Below are 12,956 nucleotides of genomic sequence, written 5' to 3' on the forward strand. Positions count from 1 at the left end.
TCCATGCAACCCGCCGCCAACGCCATCGTGTTCATCGTCGACGACGACGCGGGCGTGCGCGAGGCGCTCGCCTGGCTGCTGCGCTCGCGCCACCTGCTGTCGGAAAGCTATGCCAGCGCGGAGGAGTTCGATGCAATGCTGCGTGCCGGCTTCGCGCCCACGCAGCCGACCTGCCTGCTGCTGGACGTGCGCATGCCGGGCATGAGCGGCCTGGCGCTGTTCGAGAAGATCGTCGAGCGCGGCCTGGCGCGCGCGGTGCCGGTGATCTTCCTCACCGGCCACGCCGACGTCCCCACGGCCGTCGACATGGTCAAGCGCGGCGCCTTCGACTTCTGCGAGAAGCCGTTCTCCGACAACGCCCTGGTGGACCGCGTGGAGGAAGCCCTGCGCGGCTCGGCCGCCGTCCTGGCCGAACAGCACGAACAGGGCCGGCTGGCCGACCGCCTGGGTGAACTGACGGAACGCGAGCGCGACGTGATGCAGCTGGTGGCGAAGGGGCTGCCGAACAAGCTGATCGCCGACCAGCTGACGATCAGCGTCCGCACGGTCGAAGTGCACCGCGCCCGCGTGTTCGACAAGATGGACGTGAAGTCGGCGGTGGAGCTGGCGAACCTGTTGCGCCTGGCGTAGGCTGGGGTGAGCCCGCAAGCGAACCCCAGCTTCGCGTGGCACCTGCACCGCTGGGATTCGGCTGCGCGCTCACCCCAGCCTACGGTCGCTGCGCGAACCCAGCCTACTTTTCGTCCTCGTCGCCCGGCAACTCCCCGCGCTTGCGCCCTGAAAACATCGTCCACCAGACGATGCCCACCAGCAGCACCAGCGCCAGCAGGGCTTCAAGCAGAATCAGCAACATGTCTTTTCGTGTCCTGTGGTTGCTGGCCATTGTAGGAACGCTGGCCGCGTGCGGCAGCGTGCCGTTGCCGCCCGAGCCTGCGCCTGTCCGCCCGCCGCCGGCGCCGTCCACCGGCCCGGCACCGGATGACGGCGTGCCGCCGGGCGTCATCACGCAAGGCAAGAGCCGCTGGCAACCGGTGCGCTGGTCGGACCTGCCCGGCTTCGAGGCCGACGCCCTGCATGAAGCCTGGAACGCGTGGCTCAAGAGCTGCGAGCGCCCGGCGCCGCCGTGGACGGCGCTGTGTCCGGAGGTGCGGCGGCTGTCGATCGCCTCGGCCGAGGAGCAGCGGGCCTGGATGCGGCAGCGGCTGCAGCCCTACCGCGTCGATGCGTTGCAAGGCCAGGCGGAAGGCCTGCTCACCGGCTACTACGAACCGGTCCTGGATGCCACCCGCCAGCCCACGGCCGGCAGCGCCGTTCCCTTGTACCGGCCGCCCGCCGACCTGGCGACGCGCCGCCCCTGGTACTCGCGCCAGGAGATCGACACGCTGCCGCAGGCCCGTGCCGCCCTGCGCGGCCGCGAGATCGCGTACCTGTCGGACCCGCTGGACGCACTGGCCTTGCAGATCCAGGGTTCGGGCCGCCTGCGCGTGGCCGAGCCGGACGGCAGCGTGCGCACCGTCCGCGTCGCCTTCGCCGGCACCAACGAACAGCCGTACCGCAGCGTGGGCAGCTGGTTGCTGCAGCAGGGCCTGCGGGACGCGACCTGGCCCGGCATCAAGGCCTGGGCCGCGCGCCATCCGCAGCGGGTCCAGGAGATGCTCTGGATCAATCCCCGCGTCGTCTTCTTCCGCGAAGAGCCGCTCAGCGACTTCGATGCGGCTTCCGGGCCGCGCGGGGCGCAGGGTGTGGCGCTCACGCCCGGCCGCTCGATCGCGGTGGACCGCGAGAGCATTCCCTACGGCACGCCGGTGTGGCTGGTCTCCGCCGGGCCGCAGGTCACGCTGCAACGGCTGGTGCTGGCGCAGGACACGGGCAGCGCCATCGTCGGTGCCGTGCGGGCCGACTATTTCGTCGGCTGGGGCGACGCCGCGGGCGAGATCGCGGGGCGGCTGAAGCAGCCGCTGGCCCTGTGGGTGCTCTGGCCTCGCTGAAACGCTTCGCCGGACCGGAATTTTTGCGCGAAGCCGGGCGGGTGTGCTGCGCTAAACTGGTCCGCTCCTCGCTGGCCCTGGGGCTCAAGAGACGCATGGAACGAAACCCGATCGCGGCGAGCCGCAGCAGTTTTCTCGCGAATTTCCTTCGGGACCCCTGCGGCACGGGCGCACTGGCACCGGCGACGCCCACGCTTGCCGCCAGCGTCGCGCGGGTCACGCACGAGGCTTGGCAGGCGCACGGTTCGCGCCTCAAGCTCATCGAGCTCGGCGCCGGCACCGGCGCGCTCACGAGGGACCTGAAACGGATGAATCCGGTGCTGGTCGAACGCAATGAGGATTGGGCCGCGCTGCTGCGGACCCGCTTCCCCGGCCTGGAAGTGCTCAACGAGTGCGCGGCGGATACGCTGCGGGGCTTGCGCGAGCCGGTCGGCCTGGTCACGTCGATCCCCTTGCTGAACAACCCGCAATCGAACGAGCTCAAGTCGCTGCTCCAGCAGGCTTACGCTGACGGCGTGCTGCGCTTCTGCGTGCTTTACACGTACGGGCTGCGCGATCCGCTCGCCGGCAGCGGGTTCCGGCAGCACCGCCGCGCGTCGTTCGTGCCCCGCAGCCTGCCGCCGGCCCACGTCTGGGTCTATCAATGAGCGGTCGATGAGCGGTCTGCTGGCGCGCCTGCGCGCCGGGAAGCGCTGGCAGCTGGCGCTGGCCCTGTTGCTCGCCGGCGTGATGGGCGCCCTGCTGCTGCCCATGCTGCCCATGCTGCGGCATTTCTCGCCCGTGATCGTGGCGGCCGCCGCGCTCGTGGGCTACCTGAGCCGCGGCCGCTGGACCGACGCCGCCGTGATGGCCGCGCTCCATTGGGTCGCCGGCTGGCCGGAGGACCCCGCCGGCACGCAACTGATGGCGTGCGTCACGCTCCCCGTGCTCGCTTTCACGGCGCGGCCGCTGTTTTCGGCTTTCCTCGGCGCCACGGTCTACGGCCTGGTCGTCGGTGGTGGCTACCTCAAGGAGCAGTTCGGCGGCAGCTTCCTGACCTGGCAGGACCTGCGCTATTTCTTCCGCGAGTTCAACGACAACATCGCGGTGGCCGCGACCCAGCCCACCCTCCTGGTCTACATCGCGGCCGTGGTCGCCACGATCGCCATCGGCGGGGTGCTGATGTGGAAGGTCGACGGGCGCTTCGCGCTCCGGCAGGCCCGGCCGATGCCCCGCTGGCCGGTCGCCGTGCTGGCCTTGCTGATCACCGCCTGGAGCGCCGAGCTGCTCTCCGACCACGGGCAGCTCGCGCTGCGCAGGGGCGTCTGGACCTGGAGCGAGCGGTGGCGCGACCGGCCGGTCTCCACCTTCGTTTCCACCATGCGCATCCAGGCCGAGGCGACCGCGCCGCGGACCGACGCGCGCTGGCTGCACGAGCTGGCAGGCCGCCAGAAGGGCGAAGCCGCCCCGGCCGGCCGGCCAGCGGACATCGTGGTGTTCCTCCAGGAAAGCCAGTTCAACCCGATGTCCATCGCCGGGTGTCCCGCGGCGCTTTGTGCCATGAAGGCGTTTTCGGCGACACCCCGCACGACGGCCCATGGGCCGATGCGGGTGCACCTGCATGGCGGCGGCACATGGCTGTCGGAGTTCGCGCTCAGCACCGGCGTGCCGCATACCCTGTTCGGCGCGGGCGGAGATTTCGCCCCCTTCAATGTCGCGCCGGCGGTCCGCCGCTCCTTCGTGCGCTCGTTGCGGGCGGCCGGCTACCGCACGGTGGCGGTCTATCCGGTGCTGGGCAACATGATGAACGCGCGCCAGGCTTACGCAGCCTACGGCTTCGACCGCTTCTACGATTCCGCCGAGCTGGGCATGGACGGCACGTTCGAGACCTCGGACCAGCAGGTGCACGACGCGGCGCTGCGCGTGTTGCGGGAGGAGCAGAAGCACGGGCGCCCGGTGTTCCTGTTCGCGCTGACGATCTTCAACCACGCCGAGCACGGGGTGCGCATGCACCGGGTGCCGCCGCCGCTGCTGGAGCGCGCGGGCGCGAGCTTCGCCGACCCGGCGGTGGCGCGCAACGTGGCGGATTTCATCTGGCGTTCGCAACTGTTCGAGCAGGCCATGGAGCGGACGGCGCAGCAGCTCCTGGGCGGCACGCGCCCGGCCGTGCTGGCCTGGTTCGGCGATCACCAGCCGCCGTTCGGCAATGCCCCGCAGCTGCGCCAGAACATGCAGCATTTCGGCGGCGCGGATCCCGGGTTTCCGGCCCGGTTCGAGACCTGGTACCACGTCGCCGCCAACGTCGGGGCGCCGCGCCAGGCCAGCCCGCGCATGATGGACATCGTGTTCCTGCCCAGCCTCCTGGCCGAGGCCGCCGGCGCCCCGATGGACGACTGGCTGGTGGCCAACCGCGCTGTCCGCGAACGCTGTGCCGGCCTGCTCGCCGAGTGCAAGGAGGCCGCCGTGCGCGACGCGTATTTCTCCTACCTCGTGCACGACCTCTCGTCGTTCCGGTCGCCCTGACCGGCGGCGACTGCGGCGGCCGGCTCTAGCGGACGCCGAACCAGCGGGCGACCCGTTTGGCCTGCATCTTGATGGCCGCCCGCGGGGCCACGGCGCTGACCCGGGGAACCTCGTCGACCCGTTCGGCGAGCAGCGCCTCGTCGAAAGGCGAACCCAGGACCTTCTGGCGCTCCCCCTTGATGGCCACCATCGCCACGCGGTCGGCCGGGATGTCGTTCCAGGCCGGATACTGGCATTCGGTGACCGAGGTGAAGCCGGCTTCAGCGATCGCGTTGACGAGTGACGGCCGGGTGGGCCAGAAGCTGTGCACGTTGCCGATGGAAGCCCAGGTGCTGGACTCCTCTTCCTCGGCGGAGGGGGCCTGGACATATTCGCGGTAGCGCCAGCCGCTGTATTCGCGTCCCTTGTATTGCACTGTCTCGCTGCGGCGGGCGCTGACGTGGGTGTCGATCACGGCGACGCCGGTGCAGACATCGGCAATCGCGTCCAGCAGCTTGAAGCAGTCCGGCGCATCCAGGTGATACAGGATGCCCAGGCACAACACCACGTCGAATTCGCCATATTTCGCGCGACTGATGTTGCGCACGTCGTCCTGGACGAACTTCAGGTTGGGCATGTCGAAGCGCGCCGACGCGCGTTCCACGTTCGTCCGGCGCCCTTCGACGCCCAGCACCTGCGCGCCGCGCAACGCGAACTCGACGGAATAGTCCCCTTCCAGCGAGGCGATGTCGAGCACCCGCAGGTGGTTCATCGGCTTGCGGGCGTGGTCGTTGACGATCTGGAGGATGCGTGCTCTTCTTCTCATATGGGCTTCGCCTCTGGGGAGACCTATCCTAGCCGAGCGCGGCGCCGCCCTCCAGTTGCGACAGCGGCCAGCTGGCGCTCGCCTTCACTTCGCCCAGCGAAAAACTGGTGTGCAGGTCCTTCACGTTGGGCAGGTTGATCAGCACCTGCCGCGCGAACTGCGAGAAGGTGTCGAGGTCGCGGGACACCACCTGCAGCTCGAAGGTGCCGGCACCGCTGATGTAGTGGCAGGAGACGATCTCGGGGATCTGGCGGATGGCTTCCTCCATCTCGCGCGTCAGCTCGCCCGTGTTGCGCTGCGCATCGAGCCGGACGAATGCGAGCACCCCGAGCCCGATCTTGTGGCGGTCGATCTCGGCGCGGTAGCCCTTGATGTAGCCCGACTCCTCCAGCGCCCGCACGCGCCGCCAGCACGGCGCGGCCGACAGGCCCACGCGCTGCGCAAGTTCCGCGTTGGTCAGCCGCGCATCGGCCTGCAACTCGGTAAGGATTTGGATGTCATACCTGTCAAGTTTTCCCATTTCGGCCGCCTTTGCGCAAGATCCTTGCTCATCCTAGCGTTTTACGGGCATAGAAAGCAATGACTTATCTGGAGGCCGGGCATACACTCTCCGGCAGCCTAGAGGCTGGGCCCTACCCGGGCGCGGCCTGGCACGCCGCCAGCCCACGAAGCCGGCCCACCCAGTCCACGGAGACCAGGAACGATGAACGCACCGCTGCCCGAACACATCCGCAAGGCCCTCGAAACCGTCACGCTGGACGACAAGTATTCGCTGGACTACGGCCGGGCCTTCATGAGCGGGGTGCAGGCCCTGGTCAAGCTGCCGATGCTGCAGCGCCAGCGCGACGCGCTGATCGGCAAGAACACCGCGGGCTTCATCAGCGGCTATCGCGGCTCGCCGTTGGGCGGCTACGACCAGGCGCTGTGGAAAGCCAAGAAATTCCTGCAGGCGCAGAACATCGTCTTCCAGCCCGGCGTGAACGAGGAGCTGGCGGCGACGGCGCTGTGGGGGACGCAGCAACTGGGCTTCGCGCCGCCCGGCACCAACAAGTTCGACGGCGTTTTCGGCATCTGGTACGGCAAGGGCCCGGGCGTGGACCGCTGCTCCGACGTCTTCAAGCATGCCAACATGGCGGGCACCACGCCCTTCGGCGGCGTGATCGCGGTGGCAGGCGACGACCACGTGGCCAAGAGCTCCACCGCCGCGCACCAGAGCGACCACATCTTCAAGGCCTGCGGCCTGCCGGTGTTCTTCCCGACCAACGTGCAGGAAATCCTTGACCTGGGCGTGCATGCCTTCGCCATGAGCCGCTTCTCCGGCGTCTGGGCCGGCATGAAGACGATCCAGGAGATCGTGGAGTCGAGCGCCACGACGATGATCGACCCGGAGCGCGTGCAGATCGTCATCCCCGAGGACTTCCAGATGCCGGCCGGTGGCGTCCACATCCGCTGGCCGGACCACGCGCTGGAGCAGGAGGCGCGCCTCTTCGACTACAAGTGGTATGCCGCGCTCGCCTACATCCGCGCGAACCGGCTGAACCACAACGTCGTCTCGGGCCCGAACGACCGCTTCGGCATCATCGCCAGCGGCAAGGCCTACAACGACACGCGCCAGGCCTTGCTGGATCTGGGCCTGGACGACGCGACCTGCAACCGCCTCGGCATCCGGCTGCACAAGGTCACGGTGGTGTGGCCGCTGGAGGCGCAGATCACGCGCGAATTCGCGCAGGGCCTGCGCGAGATCCTGGTGGTGGAAGAGAAGCGCCAGGTCATCGAATACCAGCTGAAGGAAGAGCTCTACAACTGGCGGCCCGACGTGCGGCCCAACGTGCTGGGCAAGTTCGAGGAGCAGGACGGCGATTTCTCCGGCGGCGAATGGTCGATGCCGAACCCGACGGCCAACACGCTGTTGCGCGCCAATGCGGACCTGTCGCCGGCGCTGATCGCGAGGGCGATCGCGAGGCGGCTGAAGAAGCTGGGCCTGGACAGCGACACCAGCGCGCGCATCGATGCGCAGCTGGCGATCCTGCAGGCCAAGGAGACCGCGATGCAGGTGATCGAGGTCAAGGGCGACCGCCAGCCCTGGTTCTGCTCCGGCTGCCCGCACAACACGTCCACCGTGGTGCCCGAGGGTTCGCGCGCCATGGCCGGCATTGGCTGCCACTTCATGGCCACGTGGATGGACCGCGCGACCGTCGGCTTCACGCAGATGGGCGGCGAGGGCGTGCCCTGGGTCGGCCAGCAGCCCTTCAGCACCGACCAGCACATGTTCGCCAACCTGGGCGACGGCACGTACTTCCACAGCGGCTCGCTGGCCGTCCGCCAGAGCATCGCCGCCGGCATCAACATCACCTACAAGATCCTCTACAACGACGCGGTCGCCATGACGGGCGGCCAGCCGGTCGGCGAGCGGCCCGAAGGCCATTCGGTGGTGCAGATCGCGCAGAGCATGCGCGCCGAAGGCGTGGTAAAGATCACCATCGTCACCGACGAGCCGGAAAAGTATGAAGGCGTGCGCGGGTTGCCGGACGGCATCGCGATCCAGCACCGCGACACCCTGGATGCGGTGCAACGGGAGTTCCGCGAAATCAAGGGCGTCACGGTCATCATCTATGACCAGACCTGCGCCACGGAGAAGCGGCGCCGCCGCAAGCGCGGCACCATGGTGGACCCGGCCGTGCGCGTGATGATCAACGACCTGGTGTGCGAAGGCTGCGGCGACTGCGGCGTCAAGTCGAACTGCCTGTCGGTGGAGCCGCTGGAGACCGAGTTCGGCCGCAAGCGCACCATCAACCAGAGCACCTGCAACAAGGACACGAGCTGCCTGAAGGGCTTCTGCCCGAGCTTCGTCACGGTGGAAGGTGGTTCGCTGAAGAAGAAGGCGAAGAAGGAAGCGCCTTCGCCATTCACGATGGGCGAACTGCCCGAGCCGCGCATCCCGACGTCGCACGAAGCCTACGGCATCGTCGTCGCCGGCGTCGGCGGCACCGGCGTCATCACCATCGGGCAACTGCTTGGCATGGCTGCGCACATCGAAGGCAAGGGCGTCGTCACGCAGGACGCGGCGGGGCTCGCGCAAAAGGGGGGCGCCACCTGGAGCCACGTGCTGATCGCCGACCACGCGGACGCGATCCGCACCACCCGCGTGGGCATGGCCGGCGCCGACCTGATCATCGGCTGCGACCCCATCGTCACCGGCGGCAAGGAGACCGTGATGCGCATGCGCGAAGGCCGCACGCACGTCGCGCTGAATTCCCACAGCGCGCCCACGGCCGCCTTCGTCCGCAATGCCGACTGGACCAACCCCGCCGATGCCTGCGCCGTCGAAATCGGCAAGGCCGTCGGCCCGCAGGGCCTGGCCAGCTTCGACGCCGACACCGCGGCGAGCAAGCTGATGGGCGACACCATCTATGCCAACCCCATGATGCTTGGCTACGCCTGGCAGAAGGGCTGGATCCCGCTGGGCCGCGAGGCCATGCTGCGGGCGATCGAGCTGAACGCCGTGGCCGTGGAGAACAACAAGGCGGCGTTCGAATGGGGGCGCCGCGCGGCGCACGACCCGGCTTCGGTCGAGGCCCTGTACGCACAGGCCCAGGTGATCGCGTTCAAGAAGCGCGAGACGCTGGAAAGCATCGTGGCGCGGCGCGTGGAGTTCCTGACCGATTACCAGGATGCGAACTACGCGGAAACCTACAAGACGTTCGTCGAGCGCGTCCGGCTGGCCGAGATGCCGCTGGGCAAGACCTCGCTGAGCGAGGCCGTCGCCAGATCCCTGTTCAAGCTGATGGCGTACAAGGACGAGTACGAGGTCGCCCGCCTGCACACCGAGACCGGGTTCCGGGAGCGCGTGGCCGAGCAGTTCGAGGGCGACTTCAAGATCCATTACCACCTGGCGCCGCCGCTGATCGCGAAGCACAACGAAAAGGGCGAACTGGTCAAGCGCAAGTTCGGCCCGTCCACGGTGCTCGCGTTCCGCCTGCTCGCCAAGCTGCGGGGCCTGCGCGGCGGCGCGCTGGACATCTTCGGCCGGACGGAAGAGCGGCGCACCGAGCGGGCGCTGATCGAGCAGTACCGCCAGACCGTGCTCGAGTTGCTGGACGCCCTCAACCCCGGCAACCATGCGCTGGCGCTCGACCTTGCCCGGCTGCCGGAGCAGATCAAGGGCTATGGGCACGTCAAGGCGCGCAACCTGGCGGCCGTGCGGCCCCAGTGGGACGCACTCCTGGCCCGTTGGCGCTCGGGCGGCGAGGCCCTCCGCGCCGCCTGAGGCCCGGTCTACAATCGCACTTCTCTCCCAGGAGCCGCGGCCTCGATGCGCCGGCTGGCTTCTGGGTGTTTGTCGTTCTTTCGATAGCGGCCCCCGGCCCTGGAGACACCGTGTTCATTTCTTCCGCCCACGCCCAGACGGCGCCGGCCGCCGCCGCCGATTCCGGCCCCTTCGGCGCCATCGGATCCCTGCTGCCGCTGATCCTGATGTTCGTGGTTCTTTATTTCGTGATGATCCGCCCGCAGATGAAGCGCCAGAAGGAGCATCGCGCCATGATCGATGCCCTCGCCAAGGGCGACGAGATCGCCACCGCCGGCGGCCTGATCGGCAAGGTGACCAAGCTGGGCGACAACTACGTGAGCGTGGAACTCGCGCAAGGCGTCGAAGTCCAGCTGCAGCGCACGGCCGTCGTGCAGGTCCTGCCCAAGGGCACCCTCAAGTAAGAAAGGGCGCGTGGGCGCTTCGCGCGCACCTGCCCATTTGCCGACCCTCCAGGGGCTTATGAACCGCTATCCAATCTGGAAATACGCGATCCTCGTGATCGCGCTGCTCGTCGGGGCCCTGTACGCCCTGCCCAACGTCTTCGGCGAAGACCCGGCGGTGCAGGTGTCCTCGGGCAAGTCCGCCATCAAGGTCGACGCCGCCACCCAGGCGCGCGTCGAGCAGGCGCTCACGGGGGCCGGCGTGAAGCCGACGGCGATCACGCTGGAAGGCACGTCGATCAAGGTCCGCCTGGACTCGACCGATGCGCAGCTGAAGGCCAAGGACGCCATCCAGCGTGCCCTGGTGCCGGACCCGACCGACCCCGGCTACGTGGTTGCGTTGAACCTGCTGTCCAGTTCCCCGTCCTGGTTGTCCGCCATGCGCGCGGCGCCGATGTACCTGGGACTCGACCTGCGCGGCGGCGTGCACTTCATGCTGCAGGTGGACATGCAGGCGGCGCTCACCAAGAAGGCGGAATCCTTCACCGGTGACATCCGCCAGACCCTGCGCGACAAGAACATCCGACACGCAGGCATCAGCCGCGCGGGCCAGACCGTCGAGATCCGCTTCCGCGAACCCGCCGCCCTGCAAGCCGGCAAGGCGCTGCTCGCCGACCAGTTCCCCGACCTGCAGGTGGCTGACGCGGTCGAAGGCACCGACACCAAGCTGACCGCCACCATCAAGCCGGAGGCCGCCCGCAAGGTGCAGGAGCAGGCCCTCAAGCAGAACATGGTCACGCTGCACAACCGGATCAACGAGCTCGGGGTCGCCGAACCGGTGATCCAGCAGCAGGGCGCCGACCGGATCGTGGTGCAGCTGCCGGGCGTGCAGGACACCGCCAAGGCGAAGGACATCCTGGGCCGCACGGCAACGCTGGAAGTCCGCATGGTGGACGAATCCACGGAAGGCCGCTCCGCCGAAATGGGCGCTGGCCCGGTGCCTTTCGGCTCCGAACGCTTCATGGACCGCGAAGGCCGTGCCGTCATCGTCAGGAAGCAGGTCGTGCTGACCGGCGAGAACCTGACCGACGCGCAGGCCGGCTTCGACGGCCAGACGCAGGAACCGGCCGTGCACCTGACGCTGGACAGCAAGGGCTCGCGCATCTTCCGCGACGTCACGCGCGAGAGCGTGGGCAAGCGCATGGCGATCCTGCTGTTCGAGAAGGGCCGCGGCGAAGTCGTCACCGCCCCGGTGATCCGCAGCGAGATCGGCGGCGGCCGGGTCCAGATCTCGGGCCGCATGACGACGACCGAGGCCAACGACGTGGCCCTGCTGCTGCGCGCCGGCTCGCTGGCCGCGCCGATGGAGATCATCGAGGAACGAACCATCGGCCCGTCGCTGGGTGCCGAGAACATCGCCAAGGGCTTCAACAGCGTGGCCTGGGGCTTCGCGGCGATCTGCCTGTTCATGATCGTCTACTACCACCTGTTCGGCGTGTTCTCCAGCATTGCACTGGGGGTCAACCTGCTGCTGCTGGTGTCCATCCTGTCGATGCTGCAGGCGACCCTGACCTTGCCCGGCATGGCCGCCATGGCGCTGGCGCTGGGCATGGCCATCGACTCCAACGTGCTGATCAACGAACGCGTGCGCGAGGAGCTGCGCTCCGGCGCCTCGCCGCAGGCGGCCATCCATGCCGGCTACGAGCGTGCCTGGGCGACCATCCTGGACTCCAACGTGACCACGCTGATCGCCGGCCTGGCGCTGCTGATCTTCGGCTCGGGCCCGGTCCGCGGCTTCGCGGTGGTGCACTGCATCGGCATCCTCACCTCGATGTTCTCCGCCGTGTTCTTCTCGCGCGGCCTGGTGAACTTCTGGTACGGCCGGCAGAAGAAGCTCAAGTCGGTGTCCATCGGCACGGTCTGGCGCCCCGACTCCGACGGCGCCGTCACGAAGCAAGGCTAGAACAAGATGGAATTTTTCAAGATCCGGCGGGACATCCCGTTCATGCGCCACGCGTTGATCTTCAACGTGATCTCGGTGCTCACGTTCCTCCTGGCCGTCTTCTTCCTGTTTTCCCGGGGGCTGCACCTGTCGGTGGAGTTCACCGGCGGGACGGTGATGGAAGTGGCCTACGCGCAGGCGCCCGATGTCGAAAAGGTGCGCGGCACCGTGTCGGCGCTCGGCTTCACCGACGTGCAGGTCCAGAACTTCGGAACCGCCAAGGACATCCTGATCCGCCTGCCGGCGCAGAAGGGCGTGAGCTCCGCGCAACAGAGTGACAAGACCCTGGCCGCGCTGAAGGCGGCCGACCCGTCGGTGACGCTGAAACGCACCGAGTTCGTCGGCCCGCAGGTGGGCGAGGAGCTCGCCACCGACGGCCTGAAGGCGCTCGGCATGGTGGTGGTCGGCATCATGATCTACCTGGCGATGCGCTTCGAGTGGAAGTTCGCGGTGGCGGCGATCCTGGCCAACCTGCACGACGTCGTCATCATCCTCGGCTTCTTCGCCTTCTTCCAGTGGGAGTTCTCGCTCGCCGTGCTGGCCGCCGTGCTGGCGGTGCTGGGGTATTCGGTGAACGAGTCGGTCGTCATCTTCGACCGGATCCGGGAGGCTTTCCGGCGCTACCGCAAGATGTCGACGTCGGAGACCATCGACCACGCGATCACCTCCACGATCAGCCGCACGATCATCACGCACGGCTCCACCCAGATCATGGTGCTGTCGATGTTGCTCTTTGGCGGCGCCACCCTGCACTACTTCGCGATGGCCCTCACCATCGGCATCTGCTTCGGCATCTATTCCTCGGTGTTCGTCGCCGCCGCCATCGCCATGTGGCTGGGGGTCAAGCGGGAAGACCTCGTGAAGGGGCAGACGAAGAAGGAAGGCGACCCCAACGACCCGAACGCGGGTGCCACGGTCTAGGGCTGTTCACGCTATTTTTCAACCGTCCCTAGCTGGACAGTCTAGACTC

General features: G+C 68.2%; 10 protein-coding genes. 8 read left to right on the plus strand and 2 right to left on the minus strand.

Annotated elements, in window-relative coordinates; translation table 11 throughout:
- Positions 1-3: 3 nt before the first annotated feature.
- The 4 genes from FN976_RS17625 to FN976_RS17640 all read left to right on the plus strand — a co-directional run bounded on the left by FN976_RS17625 (position 4) and on the right by FN976_RS17640 (position 4,490).
- Positions 4-630, plus strand: coding sequence for a response regulator transcription factor (locus FN976_RS17625; protein ID WP_145894366.1), 627 nt, complete (start codon positions 4-6; stop codon positions 628-630).
- A gap of 170 nt (positions 631-800) precedes the next feature.
- The gene (gene mltA, locus FN976_RS17630) at positions 801-1,988 is read left to right on the plus strand and encodes a murein transglycosylase A (protein WP_145894367.1); all 1,188 of its coding nucleotides are present in this window, start codon (positions 801-803) and stop codon (positions 1,986-1,988) included.
- Positions 1,967-2,635 carry a class I SAM-dependent methyltransferase gene (locus FN976_RS17635; RefSeq protein ID WP_186510954.1) on the plus strand — a complete coding sequence of 223 codons (669 nt, stop codon included), beginning with the start codon at positions 1,967-1,969 and terminating at the stop codon, positions 2,633-2,635. Before mltA ends, FN976_RS17635 begins: the two co-directional genes overlap by 22 nt.
- A gap of 7 nt (positions 2,636-2,642) precedes the next feature.
- Positions 2,643-4,490, plus strand: a complete 1,848-nt coding sequence (locus FN976_RS17640) for a sulfatase-like hydrolase/transferase (RefSeq protein ID WP_145894369.1) — start codon at positions 2,643-2,645, stop codon at positions 4,488-4,490.
- Positions 4,491-4,515: 25 nt separating this feature from the next.
- Here the strand turns inward: FN976_RS17640 and FN976_RS17645 are convergent, their stop codons facing one another.
- Positions 4,516-5,295: a class I SAM-dependent methyltransferase gene (locus FN976_RS17645; protein ID WP_145894370.1), complete on the minus strand. Its 780-nt coding sequence runs from the start codon at positions 5,293-5,295 to the stop codon at positions 4,516-4,518.
- A 28-nt stretch (positions 5,296-5,323) separates the two neighbouring features.
- Positions 5,324-5,815: an Lrp/AsnC family transcriptional regulator gene (locus FN976_RS17650; protein WP_145894371.1), complete on the minus strand. Its 492-nt coding sequence runs from the start codon at positions 5,813-5,815 to the stop codon at positions 5,324-5,326.
- 183 nt (positions 5,816-5,998) lie between these two features.
- On the opposite strand from FN976_RS17650, the gene FN976_RS17655 reads away from it, so the two are divergent.
- The 4 genes from FN976_RS17655 (at position 5,999) to secF (ending at position 12,907) form a co-directional block, all read left to right on the plus strand.
- Entirely contained in the window at positions 5,999-9,562 is a 3,564-nt protein-coding gene (locus tag FN976_RS17655) for an indolepyruvate ferredoxin oxidoreductase family protein (RefSeq protein WP_145894372.1), read from the plus strand.
- Between the two features lie 110 nt (positions 9,563-9,672).
- Positions 9,673-10,005, plus strand: a complete 333-nt coding sequence (gene yajC, locus FN976_RS17660; RefSeq protein WP_145894373.1) for a preprotein translocase subunit YajC — start codon at positions 9,673-9,675, stop codon at positions 10,003-10,005.
- A gap of 58 nt (positions 10,006-10,063) precedes the next feature.
- Complete coding sequence (gene secD, locus FN976_RS17665; protein ID WP_145894374.1) at positions 10,064-11,947, plus strand: protein translocase subunit SecD; 1,884 nt, start codon at positions 10,064-10,066, stop codon at positions 11,945-11,947.
- A gap of 6 nt (positions 11,948-11,953) precedes the next feature.
- The gene (secF, locus tag FN976_RS17670) at positions 11,954-12,907 is read left to right on the plus strand and encodes a protein translocase subunit SecF (protein WP_145894375.1); all 954 of its coding nucleotides are present in this window, start codon (positions 11,954-11,956) and stop codon (positions 12,905-12,907) included.
- Positions 12,908-12,956 lie beyond the last annotated feature (49 nt).

This window comes from Caenimonas sedimenti (assembly GCF_007833165.1).
Lineage (GTDB): Bacteria > Pseudomonadota > Gammaproteobacteria > Burkholderiales > Burkholderiaceae_C > Ramlibacter > Ramlibacter sedimenti.

Excerpts from the sequence above, each read along its gene's own strand:
- FN976_RS17640 (WP_145894369.1), top strand. The coding sequence starts at position 2,643 with ATGAGCGGTCTGCTGGCGCGCCTGCGCGCCGGGAAGCGCTGGCAGCTG.
- secD (WP_145894374.1), top strand. The coding sequence starts at position 10,064 with ATGAACCGCTATCCAATCTGGAAATACGCGATCCTCGTGATCGCGCTG.
- secF (WP_145894375.1), top strand. The coding sequence starts at position 11,954 with ATGGAATTTTTCAAGATCCGGCGGGACATCCCGTTCATGCGCCACGCG.
- mltA (WP_145894367.1), top strand. The coding sequence starts at position 801 with ATGCCCACCAGCAGCACCAGCGCCAGCAGGGCTTCAAGCAGAATCAGC.
- FN976_RS17650 (WP_145894371.1), bottom strand. The coding sequence starts at position 5,815 with ATGGGAAAACTTGACAGGTATGACATCCAAATCCTTACCGAGTTGCAG.
- FN976_RS17645 (WP_145894370.1), bottom strand. The coding sequence starts at position 5,295 with ATGAGAAGAAGAGCACGCATCCTCCAGATCGTCAACGACCACGCCCGC.
- FN976_RS17625 (WP_145894366.1), top strand. The coding sequence starts at position 4 with ATGCAACCCGCCGCCAACGCCATCGTGTTCATCGTCGACGACGACGCG.
- FN976_RS17655 (WP_145894372.1), top strand. The coding sequence starts at position 5,999 with ATGAACGCACCGCTGCCCGAACACATCCGCAAGGCCCTCGAAACCGTC.